This window comes from Nocardioides sp. NPDC054178 (assembly GCF_055585005.1).
This window is the reverse complement of the sequence record NZ_JBVJKY010000006.1, coordinates 38,407-55,467: the sequence shown is the minus strand read 5'-3', so window position 1 is coordinate 55,467 and position 17,061 is coordinate 38,407. Positions and strand designations below refer to the sequence as shown.

Annotated in this window: 15 protein-coding genes; 12 read left to right on the top strand and 3 right to left on the bottom strand. The window is 70.5% G+C overall.

Going from position 1 to position 17,061, the window contains the following annotated elements:
* Nucleotides 1-94: 94 nt before the first annotated feature.
* On the bottom strand, nucleotides 95-1,945 hold the full coding sequence (locus ACZ6WN_RS21085) for an AMP-dependent synthetase/ligase (protein WP_465867326.1): 1,851 nt from the start codon (nucleotides 1,943-1,945) through the stop codon (nucleotides 95-97).
* Between the two features lie 180 nt (nucleotides 1,946-2,125).
* Here ACZ6WN_RS21085 and ACZ6WN_RS21080 point away from each other — a divergent pair, with 180 nt between their 5' ends.
* From ACZ6WN_RS21080 to ACZ6WN_RS21040, 9 genes are all read left to right on the top strand, one after another.
* Nucleotides 2,126-3,301 carry a 4-hydroxybenzoate 3-monooxygenase gene (locus ACZ6WN_RS21080; protein ID WP_465867325.1) on the top strand — a complete coding sequence of 392 codons (1,176 nt, stop codon included), beginning with the start codon at nucleotides 2,126-2,128 and terminating at the stop codon, nucleotides 3,299-3,301.
* 191 nt (nucleotides 3,302-3,492) lie between these two features.
* On the top strand, nucleotides 3,493-4,158 hold the full coding sequence (locus tag ACZ6WN_RS21075; RefSeq protein ID WP_465867324.1) for a DUF2470 domain-containing protein: 666 nt from the start codon (nucleotides 3,493-3,495) through the stop codon (nucleotides 4,156-4,158).
* Between the two features lie 85 nt (nucleotides 4,159-4,243).
* Nucleotides 4,244-5,284: an AurF N-oxygenase family protein gene (locus tag ACZ6WN_RS21070; protein ID WP_465867323.1), complete on the top strand. Its 1,041-nt coding sequence runs from the start codon at nucleotides 4,244-4,246 to the stop codon at nucleotides 5,282-5,284.
* A gap of 52 nt (nucleotides 5,285-5,336) precedes the next feature.
* Complete coding sequence (gndA, locus tag ACZ6WN_RS21065) at nucleotides 5,337-6,794, top strand: NADP-dependent phosphogluconate dehydrogenase (protein WP_465867322.1); 1,458 nt, start codon at nucleotides 5,337-5,339, stop codon at nucleotides 6,792-6,794.
* A gap of 70 nt (nucleotides 6,795-6,864) precedes the next feature.
* The gene (locus ACZ6WN_RS21060; RefSeq protein ID WP_465867320.1) at nucleotides 6,865-7,620 is read left to right on the top strand and encodes a class I SAM-dependent methyltransferase; all 756 of its coding nucleotides are present in this window, start codon (nucleotides 6,865-6,867) and stop codon (nucleotides 7,618-7,620) included.
* Between the two features lie 97 nt (nucleotides 7,621-7,717).
* Entirely contained in the window at nucleotides 7,718-8,167 is a 450-nt protein-coding gene (locus ACZ6WN_RS21055) for a MarR family winged helix-turn-helix transcriptional regulator (RefSeq protein ID WP_465867318.1), read from the top strand.
* A gap of 28 nt (nucleotides 8,168-8,195) precedes the next feature.
* A complete protein-coding gene (locus tag ACZ6WN_RS21050; RefSeq protein ID WP_465867317.1) occupies nucleotides 8,196-10,625 on the top strand; it encodes an MFS transporter in 2,430 nt (809 codons plus the stop codon).
* Between the two features lie 6 nt (nucleotides 10,626-10,631).
* Nucleotides 10,632-11,450 carry a YceI family protein gene (locus tag ACZ6WN_RS21045; RefSeq protein ID WP_465867315.1) on the top strand — a complete coding sequence of 273 codons (819 nt, stop codon included), beginning with the start codon at nucleotides 10,632-10,634 and terminating at the stop codon, nucleotides 11,448-11,450.
* Between the two features lie 309 nt (nucleotides 11,451-11,759).
* On the top strand, nucleotides 11,760-12,656 hold the full coding sequence (locus tag ACZ6WN_RS21040) for a LysR family transcriptional regulator (protein ID WP_465867313.1): 897 nt from the start codon (nucleotides 11,760-11,762) through the stop codon (nucleotides 12,654-12,656).
* Nucleotides 12,657-12,746: 90 nt separating this feature from the next.
* Here ACZ6WN_RS21040 and ACZ6WN_RS21035 read toward each other — a convergent pair whose 3' ends face one another.
* Nucleotides 12,747-13,694, bottom strand: a complete 948-nt coding sequence (locus tag ACZ6WN_RS21035; protein WP_465867312.1) for an AraC family transcriptional regulator — start codon at nucleotides 13,692-13,694, stop codon at nucleotides 12,747-12,749.
* A gap of 190 nt (nucleotides 13,695-13,884) precedes the next feature.
* Between ACZ6WN_RS21035 and ACZ6WN_RS21030 the strand changes: the two genes are divergently transcribed.
* Nucleotides 13,885-14,460, top strand: coding sequence for a flavin reductase family protein (locus tag ACZ6WN_RS21030; protein WP_465867311.1), 576 nt, complete (start codon nucleotides 13,885-13,887; stop codon nucleotides 14,458-14,460).
* A 19-nt stretch (nucleotides 14,461-14,479) separates the two neighbouring features.
* Complete coding sequence (locus tag ACZ6WN_RS21025; RefSeq protein ID WP_465867310.1) at nucleotides 14,480-16,063, top strand: 4-hydroxyphenylacetate 3-hydroxylase family protein; 1,584 nt, start codon at nucleotides 14,480-14,482, stop codon at nucleotides 16,061-16,063.
* A gap of 51 nt (nucleotides 16,064-16,114) precedes the next feature.
* On the opposite strand, the gene ACZ6WN_RS21020 is transcribed toward ACZ6WN_RS21025, so the two are convergent.
* The gene (locus ACZ6WN_RS21020; RefSeq protein ID WP_465867309.1) at nucleotides 16,115-16,450 is read right to left on the bottom strand and encodes a hypothetical protein; all 336 of its coding nucleotides are present in this window, start codon (nucleotides 16,448-16,450) and stop codon (nucleotides 16,115-16,117) included.
* Nucleotides 16,451-16,507: 57 nt separating this feature from the next.
* On the opposite strand from ACZ6WN_RS21020, the gene ACZ6WN_RS21015 reads away from it, so the two are divergent.
* Nucleotides 16,508-16,984: a MarR family winged helix-turn-helix transcriptional regulator gene (locus ACZ6WN_RS21015; RefSeq protein ID WP_465867307.1), complete on the top strand. Its 477-nt coding sequence runs from the start codon at nucleotides 16,508-16,510 to the stop codon at nucleotides 16,982-16,984.
* The last annotated feature ends 77 nt before the right edge of the window (nucleotides 16,985-17,061 follow it).

The following is a 17,061-nucleotide window of genomic DNA, read 5'->3' as shown; positions in this document are numbered from 1 at the left end:
CGGAACGATCAGACGAGCACGGGGTCGCATTCGTGCGCCTCGACCCATCGGTGCCGCCGGCGTCCTCCGCTCGCCGACGAGGAGGCCGCTCAGCTCACTCCTGGGTGTAGAGCCCGTCGATGATGTCGGCGTACTTCTTGCTCACCACGCGCCGCTTGAGCTTCAGGGTCGGGGTGAGCTCCTCGGACTCGGCGGTCCACTCCTCGCCGAGCAGCTCGAAGGCCTTGACCTGCTCGGGCCGGGACAGCCGGGCGTTGGCGGCCTCGACGGCCTGACCCACCGCACCGCGGATCACCGGGTGCTGGGCCAGCTCGGCGAGCGAGCCGGCCTCGACGCCGAGCTTCTGCGCGACCACGGGAGCGATCTCGCCGTCGAGGGTGAGGACGGCGACGACGTAGGAGCGGCCGTCGCCGACCACCATCGCGTGGCCGACGAGCGGGCTCTCCTTGAGGAGGTTCTCGATGTTGGAGGGGGCGATGTTCTTGCCCGCTGAGTTGATGATCATCTCCTTCTTGCGGTCGACGACGCTGAGGAAGCCGTCCTCGTCGAGCGAGCCGATGTCTCCGGTGTGGAGCCAGCCCTCGGCGTCGAGGAGCGCGGCGGTGGCGTCCCCCCGGCCCACGTAGCCGGGCGTGGTGATCGGACCGCGGAACAGGATCTCGCCGTCCTCGGCGATGCGCACCTCGATCCCGGGGTGCGCGCGGCCCACCGTGCCGAGCCGGAAGCCGTCGGGCCCGTTGGCGGTCGCGGCGCCGGTGGTCTCGGTCATCCCGTAGACGTCGTAGACCTTGATCCCGAGCCCGGCGAAGAAGCGAGCCACCTCGATCGGCATGGGCGCGGCGGCGCTGGCCGCCCACTCGACCTTGTCGAGCCCGAGCAGGGCGCGCATCGTGGACAGCACGGCCGCGTCGGCCTGCTCGTACTGCGCCTGCAGCTCGGGCGAGGTGGTCTGTCCGGTCTGCTGCGACTCGACGTAGGCCAGCCCGACCGCCATCGCCTTCTCGACGGCCTCCCGCTTGGCGTCGTCGGTCTCGGCGGCGAGCAGCGCGGTGACGCCGGTGCGGATCTTCTCCCACACCCGTGGCACTCCGAAGAAGCTGGTCGGGTGGACCTCCTGGAGCGTGCCGAGCAGGAGCGACGGGTCCTGGATCAGGTAGACGTGGCCGCCGTTGAACTGCGGGATGTAGAGGCTGAGCACCCGCTCGGCGATGTGGGCGAACGGCAGGTAGGAGACCAGCACGCCGGGCTCCTCGACCCCGGAGGTCGAGAGCGAGCTGGTGGTCTCGAAGACGATGTTGCGGTGGGTGAGCACCACTCCCTTGGGCTGCCCGGTCGTGCCCGAGGTGTAGAGCATCGTGACCGTGTCGTCCGGGGTCACCGCGGCGCTGCGTGCAGCCAGCTCCTCGCCGACCTCGGCCAGCGCCGCCGCGCCCGAGGCCACGAAGTCGTCCCAGCCGATCGCTCGCGGGTCGTCCTCGACGGCCGTGTCGATGGTGACGATGCGGAGGATCTCCTCGCGCTTGCGTCCGAGCGCCCAGCGGGCCACGTGGTCGTCGGTCTCGAGCACCACGATCCGCGGGTCCGCGTGCTCGGCGACGTAGCCCACCTGGTCGGGGGCGAGGGTGTTGTAGATGCTGATCGGGACACCGCCGGCCAGCACCGCGGCCAGGTCGGCGACGATGTGCTCGATGCGGTTGGCGGCCATGATCGCGACCGACTCCCCCGGCTGGAGGCCGGCCGCGATGTAGGCGGCGGCCAGCTCGCGGGCCCGCTGGTGCAGCTCGGCCCACGTCAGCGTGCGCCAGCCCGTGCCGTCGGGGGTGTGCCGGTCGGAGAAGGCCGGCTCGGCGCCGCGTTCGGCCACCACCTCGGCGAGGACGTCGACCATGGTCTGGTCGCCGATCTGGGACTCGAGGGCGGCGCGGTCGGCGAGGACGTCGGGCATCGGGGCGCTCCTTCTGTGGTTTGTGACTCGGGTCACAATCGGGGTGCCTCGACCGTAGGGACGAGTGGGCGCGGGCACAAGAGCCCGTCCGCGCCATTTGAAGATCCCCCACCGCCGCGGATTTCACTCAGCGGAAGAATGCTCTGGCCGCAGCGGCCCGAACAGGAGTTGACTCACCTCATGGCAGAAGAACGTACGCAGGTTGTGATCGTCGGCGCCGGCCCCGCAGGGATGCTGCTGAGCCATCTCCTCGCCGCCGACGGGGTCGACTCGGTCGTGGTCGAGACCCGGTCGGAGGAGTACGTCGCCGCCCGCATCCGCGCCGGGATCCTGGAGCAGTCGAGCGTCGATCTGCTCACCGAGGTGGGTCTCGGCGACCGGCTGGCCCGCGACGCCGACAAGCACCGCGGGATCTATCTGCAGTGGCCCGAGGAGCGCCACCACCTCGACTTCGTCGACCTGATCGGCCGGGCGGTCTACGTCTACGGGCAGACCGAGGTGCAGAGGGACCTGATCGACGCCCGCAAGGCGGCGGGACAGGTCGTCCACTACGAGGTCAGCGACACCGCGCTGCACGACATCGACTCCGACCGGCCCTCGGTGACGTTCACCGACGCCGCCGGGATCCCCCAGCGGATCCGGGCGGATGTCATCGTCGGCTGTGACGGCTCCTTCGGCCCCAGCCGCGCCGCGATCCCGGCCCGGGAGAGCTGGGACCGCACCTATCCCTACAGCTGGTTCGGCATCCTCGCCGACGTCGCCCCCTCGACCGACGAGCTGATCTACGCCTGGCACCCCGACGGCTTCGCGCTGCACTCGATGCGCTCGGAGAGCGTCTCCCGGTTCTACCTCCAGGTGCCCAACGGCACCGACCCGGCGACCTGGTCCGACGACCAGATCTGGGACGCGCTCGCCGCCCGGCTCGGCCACGGCCAGAACGGCTGGAGCCTGCAACCGGGCCGGATCACCGATCGGTCGGTGCTGCCGATGCGGTCCCATGTCTCCACCCCCATGCGCCACGGCCGGCTCTTCCTCGCCGGCGACGCCGCGCACATCGTCCCGCCGACCGGCGCCAAGGGGCTCAACCTCGCGGTCGCGGACGTCGCGCTGCTGGCCCCCGCCCTCACCGCCCTGCTCAAGGGCGACCCGCGACTGGCCGACGGCTACTCCGAGACGGCGCTGCGCCGCGTCTGGCGCTGCACCCACTTCTCCTGGTGGATGACGACGATGCTGCACACCGCCGAGGACCCCTTCGACACTCAGCTCCAGCTCTCCCAGCTGCGCTGGGTGACCTCCAGCGAGCACGCCGCCGCTGGTCTCGCGGAGAACTACGCCGGTCTGCCGATCGGCTTCTGAACGCGGTGCCCAGAAGACCGGCTGCTACCGAGCCCCAGTGCCTGGTAGGGACGTCCGGAAGGCGTCGTCGAGCTCGGTGGCGATGATCGCCGCGGTGGCGGTGAGCGCGTCGACCAGCAGGCGTGCTTCCCGCCACTTGTCCCGTCGCCGGATCCATGTTTAGGTAAGCCTTACCTAAACATGGAGGTGTCATGAAGTCGAACCCCCGCATCGCCCGCAGCATCCTGTCCTGCCCCCGCGGGGGCAGCGTGGTGATCGACGGCATCCCCTACTCGATGGAGGAGCTCGAGATGCAGGGCTTCGCCGACGACGGCGGACGCCCGACCTTCCTGTGCCCGCCCGAGCAGCGGATGGCGTACGCCGGGCGTCGCGGCAGCCACGTCGTGCTGGTCCTCCAGGGCACGGTCGGCGAGGGCGAGGCGGTCCGCCTGACCGGGACGCTGCGGTGGCTGCGTACGGATGCCTGCACCTGCTGCGAGACCGAGTGGGAGGAGGTCGTCATGGACGTCTCCCACGTCATGCTGGTCCGCCGCAGCGGCGAGGCGATCCCGATCGCCCTGGACGCGTTCACCGACCGCGACCTCGACCTCAACGACGGCGTGCTCCACCGCAACCAGGACCACCTCAACAACCACCACGGCGACGAGCTGCGCGAGGCGGTCGCGACCCGCTCCTACCTCCCGGTCGACACCATCCTCGCCGCCCAGATCACCGGGCTGTGCGCCGAGGGATTCGAGTTCCAGTGGGTCGACGAGGCCGGGGCGCACAGCGCTCGCACCCTGTTCGACCGCCCGGCCCGGACGCCGGAGGACCTCGTCGCCGGCGTCCGGAAGGCCCTCGCCGCCGAGATCTGCTGAACCGGACACACGCGCCGAACCTGTTTCCTGGTACACAAATCCCATGTACCTTGGTGACGTATCAACGTCGTGCAAGGAGGCTCGGATGGTTGTGCAGACACTTCGCTCGATCGGTGGCTACGTGGGTGCCGTCGCCGGCACCCCGGTCCGGATGATCACGCCGACCAGGCCCGTGCCGCGCCGGGAGTACGACGAGACGCTGCGTACGTTGTCGGAGGCGTCGGTCGAGATGTACTTCAACGCCTTCAAGGACGTCGACTGGGACGCACCCGAGATGGCCCTGCCCGAGGACGACGAGCGCTGGATCCTGCCGACGCTCGACCTGCTCGGCGCCCATCCGTGGTACCAGTCGCTGCCCAGGGCACGGCAGATCGAGGTCGGTCGGCACCGCCTCACCGCGATGGTGAAGACCGGCTCCCAGTTCGAGCAGCTGCTCCTCCTCGGCGGCACCCAGTTCCTGATGGGCGTCGACAACGGCGACCCCGAGTTCCGCTACTTCATGCACGAGCTCACCGAGGAGACCCACCACATCCAGATGTTCCAGGAGTTCACCAACCGGGTGTGCCCCGACGTCGCGGGCGCACCCGGCTGGCTGATGCGGTCCATCCCGCTGGTGGGACACCTCGGCGGGCTCTACCCCGCCCTCTTCTTCGCGATCATCCTGGCCGGCGAGGAGCCGATCGACCACGTGCAGAAGGAGGCCATGCGCTCCGGCGGGACCCATCCGCTCCTGGACCAGATCATGGCCATCCACATCGCCGAGGAGGCGCGTCACATCGGCTTCGCGCACGCCTGGCTGGAGGAGCACGCCCCCTCGCTCAACCCGGTCTCACGCCTGGCCCTCGGCATCCTCACCCCGCTCGCGATGCGCCTGGGCTCGGACGCGATCATCATCCCCTCGCGCGCCGACCGGGAGCTCATGGGCCTGCCCGACTCGGTCGTCCGCGAGGTCTGGGGCACCGGCGCCGAAGCCGCCGCGTTCCGTCGTCACCTCTTCGCCGACGTCCGGATGCTCTTCGACAACCTCGGGCTGCGTACGCCGCTGACGCGGTGGTCCTGGCGGGTGCTCGGGGTCGACGGACGACCCGCGCGCTTCCGCGCCGAGCCACCCACCGCCGCTGCCTGAGCTGCTTGACGGACAGAGTTGAATGGCATCACCGACTCACACGAGGAGCACGATGCCGAACAACGACAATGGCCGCGCGAACATCGGCGTGGTGGGCCTGGCCGTGATGGGGTCCAACCTGGCCCGCAACCTCGCCTCGCGCGAGGGCAACACGGTGGCGGTCTACAACCGCACCTACGCCCGCACCGAGGAGCTCGTCACCGAGCATCCCGAGGCCGGCTTCCTCGCCTCCGAGACGATCGACGACTTCGTGGCGACGCTGGCCAAGCCGCGCACGGCGATCATCATGGTCCAGGCCGGGGCGGGGACGGACGCGGTGATCGAGCAGCTGGCCGAGCGGTTCGAGCCGGGCGACATCATCGTCGACGGCGGCAACGCCAACTTCAACGACACCATCCGCCGCGAGCGGGACCTGCGCGAGCGCGGCCTCAACTTCGTCGGCACCGGCATCTCCGGCGGCGAGGAGGGTGCGCTCAACGGCCCCTCGATCATGCCCGGCGGCTCGGCCGAGGCCTGGGAGACGCTCGGCCCCATCCTCAAGTCGATCGCCGCGGTGGCCGAGGGCGAGCCGTGCGTGACCCATGTCGGCACCGACGGCGCCGGCCACTTCGTGAAGATGGTCCACAACGGCATCGAGTACGCCGACATGCAGCTGATCGCCGAGGCCTACGACCTCCTCCGGCGCGTGGGCGGGCTCGCGGTCGAGCAGCTCGTGGACGTCTTCAAGGACTGGAACTCCGGCGACCTGGAGTCCTACCTGATCGAGATCACCGCGGAGGTGCTCGCCCAGACCGACGCCGAGACCGGCTCGCCGCTCGTGGACGTCATCCTCGACGAGGCCGGCTCGAAGGGCACCGGCGTCTGGACGGTGCAGAACGCGCTCGGCCTGGGCATCCCGGTCTCCGGCATCGGCGAGGCCGTCTTCGCCCGAGCGGTCTCCTCCAAGCCGGCCCAGCGCGGCGCGGTGCGGGCCTCGGTGACCAGCCGCCCGAAGGCACCAGCAGTCCCCGACACGTTCGTCGAGGACGTACGCGCGGCTCTCTACGCCTCGAAGGTGGTCGCCTACGCGCAGGGGTTCGACCTGATCGTGGCCGGCGCGAAGGAGTACGGCTGGGACATCGACCTCGGTGCGCTCGCCAAGATCTGGCGGGCCGGCTGCATCATCCGCGCCCGGTTCCTCAACCGGATCGTGGACGCCTACGCCACCAAGCCCGACCTGGAGACGCTGCTGGTCGACCCCTACTTCGCCGACGCGGTCGCGTCCGGCGAGGAGGCGTGGCGGCGCGTCGTCGGGACCGCGGCCGCCTCCGGCGTACCGGCACCGGGGATCTCCTCGGCGCTCGCCTACTTCGACTCGCTCGCCGCCGACCGGCTCCCGGCCGCGCTCATCCAGGGTCAGCGGGACTTCTTCGGCGCCCACACCTACAAGCGCGTCGACAAGGACGGCACCTTCCACACGCTGTGGTCCGACGACCGCTCGGAGATCGCGACGACGCCCTCGACGCACTAGGCCACCGGGGCACCTGGAGATACCGAACTTGGGGCTGTCGGCGTCGTCGAGGGCAGACCTAGCCTGAAGCATGGGGTTCGACGTCGCCGCGGAGAGGTATGCCCGTTTCATGGGCCGCTACGCCGAACCTCTCGCCCCTCACTTCGCCAACTTCGCCCGGGTCAGCATGGGCCAGCGGGTGCTCGACGTGGGCTGCGGGCCCGGCACGCTCACCCGTCATCTGGTGACGCTCACCGAGGCCCACCTGGTGGCCGCCGTCGACCCCTCGCCACCGTTCATCGAGGCGGTCGCGCGGCAGCTGGCCCGGGTTGACGTGCACACCGGGGTCGCCGAGGCGCTCCCCTTCGACGACAACTGGTTCGACGTCTCGCTGGCCCAGCTCGTCGTGCACTTCATGACCGACCCCGAGGCCGGGGTCAAGGAGATGGTCCGGGTCACCCGGCCCGGCGGCACCGTCGCGGCGTGCGTCTGGGACGGCGACACCGGTGCGGTCGCGCCGTTCTGGGCATGCGTGCACGAGATCGACCCCGAGGCCGAGGACGAGGCCCTCCTCGCCGGCTCCCGGCTGGGTGACCTGGAGAAGCTGTTCAAGAAGGTCGGCCTCCGCAAGGTCGAGCCCAGCGGCCTGGTCGTCCGCGTCACCCACCCCACGTTCGAGGACTGGTGGGACCCGTACACCTTCGGTGTCGGGCCGGCGGGTGACTACGTGAGCTCCCTCGACGACGCCGGTCGCGCCGCGCTCGAGGAGGTCGCCCGACGCCGGTTCGGCAACGGGCCGTTCACGGTGACCGCGACGGCGTGGGCGGCTCGCGGCACGGTCGCCTAGACCCGCCGGCGACGCCGCGATCGACCGGCGTGGCAATTTGCATCGCTCTCCTATCCTCCATAAGGTTGTAAAAGTCAACCAATCAGAGGGGGCGATGATGGCGCAGGCGACCTACCGCGAGCTGATGCACCGACTCATCGAGGTCGGGGCCGTCAAGAAGGGCCTGGCCCGCAACCTCCCGCCCGACCTGCCGGCCGGCTCGGCGGGCGTGCTGGGCCTGCTGAGCCAGCACGGCGAGATGACCATCAGCGAGCTCACCGATCTGCTCGCCGTCGACATCTCGGTGACCAGCCGCCACGTCTCGTACCTCGCCGATCAGGCCTGGCTCGAGCGCTCCCCCAACCCGGCGGACGGCCGCTCGCGTCTGCTGCGTCTCACCGACTCCGGACGCGATCTGCTCGCCGGGTTCTCCGACCACATCACCGAGCTGCTCGCCGAGCGGCTCAGCGACTGGAGCGACGAGGAGGTGCATGAGCTGATCCGGCTCATGGCCAAGCTGCACGACAGCCTCGTCTGCCCCGCGCACACCACCCACGTACGCAACTAAGACTCTGCTCAACTCAGAAGGGAAGTCCATGGCAACGACCACAGCCGAACGGACTCACGCCAGGCCACCGGAATCCTCCGGCCAGGGCCAGATGTCGCACCGCGAGATCATGGAGGCGCTCTCGGGCCTGCTGCTCGGCATGTTCGTGGCGATGATCTCCTCCACGATCGTCTCCAACGCCCTGCCCGAGATCATCGCCGACATCGGCGGCGGGCAGTCGGCCTACACCTGGGTGGTCACCGCCTCCCTGCTGACCATGACGGCCACCACCCCGCTGTGGGGCAAGATGGCCGACCTGTTCAGCAAGAAGCTGCTCATGCAGATCGCGCTGGTCCTCTTCGTGGCGGCCTCGGCCGTCGCCGGCCTCGCCCAGAACCCGGGCGAGCTGATCGCCGCCCGCGCGGTCCAGGGCATCGGCATGGGCGGTCTGACCGCCCTGGCCCAGGTCATCATGGCGGCGATGATCTCGCCGCGTGAGCGCGGCCGCTACTCGGGCTACCTCGGTGCGGTCTTCGCGGTCGCCACCGTCGGCGGCCCGCTGATCGGCGGGGTCATCACCGACGCCGACTCGCTCGGCTGGCGCTGGTGCTTCTACGTCGGCATCCCGTTCGCGATCATCGCCTTCATCGTGCTGCAGAAGACCCTGCACCTGCCCGTGATCCGGCGTGAGGGCGTCAAGGTCGACTGGGCCGGGGCGTTCTTCATGGCGGCCGGTGTCTCGCTGCTGCTCCTGTGGGTCACCTTCGCCGGCGACAAGTACGACTGGGCCTCGTGGGAGACCGCGGCCATGGTCGGCGGCTCCGTGCTGCTCCTGCTGATCTTCGTCCTCGTCGAGTCCCGGGCCAAGGAGCCGATCATCCCGCTGCGGCTCTTCGCCAACCGGACGATCACGCTCTCCTCGCTCGCCTCGCTCTTCGTCGGTGTCGCGATGTTCGCGGGCACGATCTTCTTCAGCCAGTACTTCCAGCTCGCCCGCGACAAGTCGCCGACGATGGCCGGCGTGATGACGATCCCGATGATCGCCGGACTCTTCCTCTCCTCGACCATCTCGGGCCAGGTCATCACCCGCACCGGGAAGTGGAAGGCCTGGCTGGTCGTCGGCGCCGCCCTCATCGTCGGTGGGCTGGGCCTGCTAGGCACGATCCGCTACGACACCGAGTACTGGCACGTCGCCGTCTTCATGGCGATCCTCGGCCTCGGCGTCGGCATGACGATGCAGAACCTGGTCCTCTCCACGCAGAACCAGGTCGCACCCGCCGATCTCGGCGCGGCCAGCTCCATGGTGACGTTCTTCCGCAGCCTCGGCGGCGCGATGGGTGTCTCCGCGCTCGGCGCGCTGATGGCCCACCGGGTCGTCGACTACGTCGAGGACGGCCTCGCCGACCTCGGTCCGAAGTACGCCACGCTCGCCCAGGGCACCTCGGGCGAGATCCCGGACATGGACAAGATCCCGGAGCCGCTGCGCTCGGTGCTGGAGAGTGCCTACGGGCACGGCATCGCCGACATCTTCCTGGTCGCCGCGGGAGCCGCCGTCATCGCGCTGCTGTTCGTGCTGTTCATCAAGGAGGTCCCGCTGAAGACCAAGGGCGGGCTCGCCCAGGCCGCCGAGGAGGCTGCCGAGCTGGACGGGCCGGTCGCGGTCGCCGAGGCCGTCGCCGGCGTGCCGGAGCAGCACCCCGCCGTCGCGCCGGTCGCCAACGGGATCGCGCTGCACGGCTTCGTCCGCGGCTCCGGGAGCATCCCGATCCCGCACGCCGCGGTCACGCTGATCTCGCTGTCGGGGCGCCAGCTCGGCCGCTCGGTCGCGCACGCCGACGGCTCCTACGCGGTGGACGCGCCGGGGTCGGGGACGTACGTCCTGATCGCCTCCGCCGACGGCTTCCAGCCGCAGGCCTCCACGGTGGTCGTGGGCGGTGAGCCGGTGGCGTACGACCTCCTGCTCAGCGGCACCACGGGCCTCAAGGGCATCGTGCGCGGCGGCGAGGACGGCGCGCCCGTCAAGGACGCGATGGTGATCGTGACCGACGTACGCGGCGACCTGCTCTCCACCGGCACGACCGTCGCGGACGGCACGTTCTTCATCGACGAGCTGGTCCCGGGACCGGCGACGGTCGCGGTCAACGCCGAGGGCTACCGCCCGCGCGCGGTGCCGATCGAGATCGGCGCCACCGGCCTGACCCGGATCGAGGTCGAGATGGTCACCGGTGCCCGACTGACCGGTGTCGTCAAGGCTTCGTTCGGCCCCCTTGCCGACGCCCGGGTGACGCTGGTCGACGCGGCCGGCAACGTGGCCGGGACGGCGACGACGGGTGCGGACGGGGCGTACGCCTTCGCCGATCTCGACAGCGGCGAGTACACGGTCCTGGCGACCAGCTATCCGCCGGCCGCCAGCGCGGTGAGCCTGAGCGGCCACGGCGTCGACGGCCACGAGATCGTCCTCTCCCACCCCGAGGACTGATCCGCGATGGCACTGACCGCACAGATCCGCACCCGCGACGGCTGGGCCGTGGCGCACGCGGTCGTCACCCTCACCGACACGGCCGGCGGTCAGGTGCTGCGCGCCGAGGCCGACGAGGACGGTGTCGTCACCGACGACACCGTCCTCGCCCCCGGGCCGTACGTCGCGATCATCACCGCGATCGGCTGGTCCCCCACCGCGGCGACCGCGATCGTCACGGCCTCGGGGACGGCTGCGCTCGGCACCGTCACGCTGACCCGTCAAGGAGACACCTCGCTCCCCGCCCCTGGCCCGTGGACGATCGACCCGGCCCACTCCACCGTCGGCGCCGTCGCGCAGCACCTGGGCATCTCCAGCGTGCGCGGCCGGTTCACCGACTTCGCCGGGGTCGTCGAGATCGCCCCGGACCATCTGGAGAAGTCCCGCGTCGAGGCCGTCATCCGTGCCGCCTCGATCGACACCGGCAACCGCATGCGCGACGACCACCTGCGCAGCGGTGACTTTCTCGACGTCGAGGCGTTCCCCGAGATCGCCTACCGCTCCACCTGCCTCACCCCGGCCGGCCCGGACCGCTGGACCGTCCACGGCGAGCTCTCCATGCACGGCCAGACCCGCCCCGTCGACCTAGACGTCGCCTACCTCGGCACCGGCCCTGACGCCTGGGGCGGCACCCGCGCCGCCTTCCGCGCCACCGCCCAGCTGCGCCGCGACGACTTCGCGATGAACTACAACCAGGCCATCGCCACCGGCATCGCCGCCATCGGCACCACGCTCAAGGTGGAGCTGGACATCCAGGCCGTCCAGGGCGACTCGCTCCCCACCTGAGCCGAGGCGTCACCCCGGTCGGGCGAGACGTCAACCCCGTCGGGCGAGACGTCAACCCCCGCGGGGGGGGGGGGGGGGGGGGGGCGCCCCCCCCCCCGCCGCCCCCCCGCCCCCCCCCCCCCCCCCCCGGGGGGCCCCCCCCCCCCCGGGGGGGGGCGGGGGCCCCCCCCCCCCCCCCCCCCCCGACGTAAGCGACGCCTCGCCCGACCTACCTGACGCCTCGCCCGACGTACCTGACGCCTCGGCCGACTTACCTGACGCCTCGGCGGGGTGGTCACGGGCGGACTGAGACTCTGCGAGTATGAGTGCATGGAGCTGCGCCATCTTCGCTACTTCGTCGCGGTCGCCGAGGAGCGTCACTTCGGGCGGGCGGCGCAGCGGCTCCACATGGCACAGCCGCCGCTGTCGCAGCAGATCCGCCAGCTCGAGGCCGAGCTCGGGCTGACCCTGCTCACCAGGACGACGCGACGGGTCGACCTGACCCCGGCGGGGGCGGCGTACCTGGAACGGGCGCGGGAGATCCTCGGTGCCGTGGATGCCGCGGCCCACGAGGCCGCCAGCATCGCCTCGGGGCGGCGTGGGCGGCTGCTGATCGGGTGCGTCGGGTCGGCCACCTACTCCTTGCTCCCCGAGCTCGCCCGCACCCTGCGGGCCGAGCTGCCGGAGGTGGAGTTCGGGTTCCGCGGCGAGATGCTCTCACCGGACCAGGCCGCGGCGCTCGCCGACGGCACCCTCGACCTCGGCCTGCTCCGTCCCCTCCCCACGACCCCCTCCCCCGGCCCCGGCCTCGCGATCACCCACCTGCGCCAGGAGGATCTCCTCGTGGCGATGCCGAAGGACCACCGGTTCGCCGCCCGTCGCCGCGTACGTGTCCCCGAGCTCGACGGCGAGGGCCTCGTCATCCACGCCGGCAGCGGCCGCTCGGCGATGAACGCGATGATCCAGCACCTCTTCGAGGAGGCCGGGATCAGCACCCACATCACCCACGAGGTCGCCGAGACCTCCACCCTGGTCACCTTCGTGGCCGCCGGCCTCGGGGTCGCCATCGTCCCGGAGCCGACCTCCGCCCTCGCCGTCCCCGGCGTCGTCTACGTCCCTCTCGCCGGCACCCCCGGCGTCGAGCTCGTCGCCGCCACCCGCGCCGGCGACGAGAGCCCGCTGCTCACCCGCGCGCTCGCCATCCTGGCGAACCTCAGCGCCGACTAGCCGACCAGCCGACCAGCCGAGTCGGCGCGTCATAACGAGCCGACTCGGCACGGATCTCGGTCAAGACGAGCCGACTCGGCATCCGGAGGGTCAGCGGCAGCGAAGGGTCTGCGAGGGGGTGACGCCGTACGTCTGGCGGTAGGCGGCGGCGAAGCGGCCGAGGTGGGTGAAACCCCAGCGATAGGCGACCTCGGCGACGGTGTCGCCACGGCTGGCGATGAGGTCGGCGTGTACGCGTTCGAGGCGGATCTCCTGGAGCCGCTGGGTCGGGGTGCGGCCGAGGTAGCGCTGGAAGCCCTGCTGGAGCCGGCGGATGCCGACGTCGGCCTCGCGGGCCAGGTCGGAGACGGTCCACTCCCTGGCCGGGTCGGCCTCCATGGCCTCCACGACGCGGGAGACGATGCGGGGCTGGACGGAGCCGACGGCGGGCTCCTCGGGGAAGCAGGCCGCGACGAAGGCCGCGGTCAGCGTGCCCGCCAGCCGGCGACGCACCCGCTCGTCACCGACCAGAGCCGGGTTGCGCATGGCCTCGGTGCCGAGCGAGCCCAGCAGGCCGATCCAGGCGCGAGCACCGTCGGCGCGCAGGTCGAGCTGGGCGGGCAGCCGGTCGGTGTGGAGACCGACGAGGGCGGCGACCTCCTCGACCAGGTAGTCCCGCTCGACCCGCATCCCGACGATCGAGCAGTCGGCCGACCACCGCGTCATCTTGGTCGGCCGGTCAGGAGGACACACGGTCGCCTGACCGTCGAGGGAGAGCACGTGGGCACCACCGACATTGGCCTCGAGGACGCCGCTGCGCGGGACGTTGACCGCCCAGGCCCCCGGGTGGTCGGACTCCACCGACACCTCGGCGCCCCAGCCGATGCGGGTCAGCCGGACCGGACCGAGGTCGACCGCGCGCAGCTCCGCGGGGCGGGCCGAACGGCCCCGCAAGGTCAGGGCATGCGGGAAGTAGGCCCGGGAGACCTCGCCGGAGAAGGTCTCCATGTCGCCGGACGATCCGGACGACGATGCGGTGAGTGTGCCGGTCACGCTCATCTGCCACCCCCTAGTGACGTCCTTCACAGTAACAGCGCATCCAGTCGTGGCCGAGAACGTCCTGAAACCCGGTGCGCAATCCGGATAGCCCGTTCGCCCAGCGGATCGCCGCTCTCGTGATCCGGATCTAGCGTCGTCCTCCGACGTGACCGCCGCCACACACCCTGCGGCCCCGAGAAGGAGGAGCTCCATGGACCCACGCACCCTGCGGTCGACCTTCGGCCGCTTCGCGACCGGTGTCACCGTGATCACCTGCCGGACCCCAGACGGCGCCCACCACGGCGCCACGGTCACGGCCTTCACCCCGATCTCGCTCGACCCGCCGCTGGTACAGGTCGCCCTGACGCGTACGTCCAAGGCGGCCGCCTACCTCGAGGGCTCCGCCTTCGCGGTCAATGTCCTGGCCGCCGACCAGAGCGATGTCGCCATGCACTTCGCCGGGCGCCCCGGCAGCGACCCGCTCCCCTGGCGCGAGGGCGCGACGGCCCCGCGCCTCGGCGGGACGGCCGCGACGCTGGTGTGCCGGCCGTGGCGTACCGACGACGGCGGGGACCACCTGCTGTTCCTCGGCGAGGTCGTCGAGGTGATCACCACCGACCGCAAGCCGCTGCTCTTCCACGACAGCGCGTTCCACCACATCGGCAACCCGTCCTCGGAAGTGGTCTGGCTCGGCTGCCAGGACGACCCCAGCACCGGCTGGTTCGACGCGACCGCGTCGTTCACCGCCTTCGAGGCTCCCGCCATCCCACGATCCACCCACTACTGATCCGACCAAGGAGAGAACCATGACCGACACCCTCGCCCAGGAGTCCCAGTCCGACGGCCCGCCGACCGTCAACCCGGCCGCCGGCTCGCCCGCCAACCAGCAGACCAACTTCGCCTCCCGCCCGATGACCGGGGACGAGTACATCGAGAGCCTGCGCGACGGCCGCGAGATCTACCTGCACGGCGAGCGGGTCAAGGACGTGACCACGCACCCGGCGTTCCGCAACCCGGTCCGGATGACCGCGCGCCTCTACGACGCGCTGCACACCGGCCCCCACGTCGACGAGCTCACCGTGCCGACCGACACCGGCAACGGCGGCGTCACGATGCCGTTCTTCAAGACGCCGACGTCCTCGGCCGACCTGCTCAAGGAGCGCGACGCCATCGCGCGCTGGTCCCGGATGACGTACGGCTGGATGGGCCGCTCCCCCGACTACAAGGCCAGCTTCCTCGGCACCCTGCACGCCAACAAGGAGCTGTACGCCCCGTTCCAGGACAACGCCGAGCGCTGGTATCGCGAGTCCCAGGAGAAGGTCCTCTACTGGAACCACGCGATCATCAACCCGCCGGTCGACCGCCAGCTGCCTCCCGACGAGGTCGGCGACGTCTATATGAAGGTCGAGAAGGAGACCGACGCCGGCCTGATCGTCTCCGGCGCGAAGGTCGTGGCGACCGGCAGCGCGATCACCAACTACAACTTCATCGCCCACTACGGCCTGCCGATCCGCAAGAAGCAGTTCGCGCTGATCTGCACCGTCCCGATGGATGCCCCCGGCATCAAGCTGATCTGCCGCTCCTCCTACACCGAGCAGGCGGCCAAGAACGGCGAGCCGTTCGACTACCCGCTCTCCAGCCGGATGGACGAGAACGACACCATCTTCATCTTCGACAAGGTGCTGGTGCCCTGGGAGAACGTCTTCATGTACGGCGACGTCGACCGGATCAACTCGTTCTTCCCACAGTCGGGCTTCCTGCCGCGGTTCACCTTCCAGGGCTGCACGCGCCTGGCGGTCAAGCTCGACTTCATCGCCGGCCTGCTGATGAAGGCGCTCGACGCCACCGGCTCCGGCGGCTTCCGCGGCGTCCAGACGCGCGTGGGTGAGGTCATCGGCTGGCGCAACCTGTTCTGGTCGCTGACCGAGTCGATGGCGCGGGACCCCGAGCCGTGGGTCGGCGACGCGGTCATCCCGAAGCTCGAGTACGGCCTGACGTACCGGATGTTCATGATCCATGGCTACCCGCGGGTCAAGGAGATCATCGAGCAGGACGTCGCCTCCGGACTGATCTACCTGCCCTCGGGCGCTGCCGACTTCAAGAGCCCGGAGGTGCGGCCGTACCTGGACAAGTACGTCCGTGGCTCCAACGGCATCACCGCCGTCGACCGGGTCAAGGTCATGAAGGCGCTGTGGGACTCGATCGGCTCCGAGTTCGGCGGCCGTCACGAGCTCTACGAGCGCAACTACTCCGGCAACCACGAGAACGTGAAGGCCGAGCTCCTCTTCGCCGCTCAGAACCGCGGCGGCGCGGACGCGATGAAGGGCCTGGCCGACGAGTTCCTCTCCGAGTACGACCTCGACGGCTGGACCGTGCCGGACCTGTTCTGACCCGGTCTCCCGCTGATCGGACGGCGCCCCTCTCCCCCTGGGGGCGCCGTCTCAGCGCAGCACGAGCCAGAGCCCGATCGCCGAGGGCAGGACGCCGAGGATCAGCCACGGCGTGAACGGGCTGCGCCGGTGGATGAGGAAACCTCCGGCCAGACCCAGCACGCCGAAGCCGGCCGCGATGATGCACAGCCCGACTCGCGAGCTCTGGTAGACCGGGTCGATCGCCACCGCTCCGATGATCAGCCCCACCACCAGGTGGGCGACGGTGAAGACGACGAGAACGGAGGCGACCCACTGCTTCACATGGGTGAGCGACTTGTCGTTCACGGGCCGGATCGGGTTGTCCGGATCCATCAGGTGTCGTGGTCGTCGCGGTTGCTCGTTCACGACACCATGTCTACCAGGCGAACTGTTTGTGCACAAACTATTGGTACGCTAACTGACATGCCGACGAAGAAGGACCCGCCCGCGGAGATCGAGAACCCGCTGGCGCTCGATCAACAAGTCTGCTTCGGCCTGGCCGTCGCCGCCCGCAGCGTCATCGCCCTCTATCGCCCGCTGCTCGAGCCGCTGGGCCTCACCCACCCGCAGTACCTGGTCATGCTGGCCCTGTGGGAGGAGGAGTCGCTCCGCGTCTCCGAGCTCGCCCGGAAGGTCCAGCTCGACCCCGGCACCCTCTCCCCGCTGCTCAAGCGCCTCGAGGCCCAGGACTACGTCCGGCGCGAGCGCAACAAGCTCGACGAGCGCTCGCTCGCCGTCGTGCTCACCGACCGCGGTCGCGCCCTGCGCGACGATGCCGAGAAGATCCCGCCCGCGATCGTCGAGCGCCTCGACATGAGCGTCGACGACCTCATGGACCTCCATCGCCGGCTGCTGGAGGTCATCGCCGCGGCAACCCGCGACCACCCCGGAGAGGCATAGATCACCTATACATCCGGAAGCGGATCACCCCTCGCCAGCGTTACTTGAATGTTGGATCACATGACGCCCGGACCCCG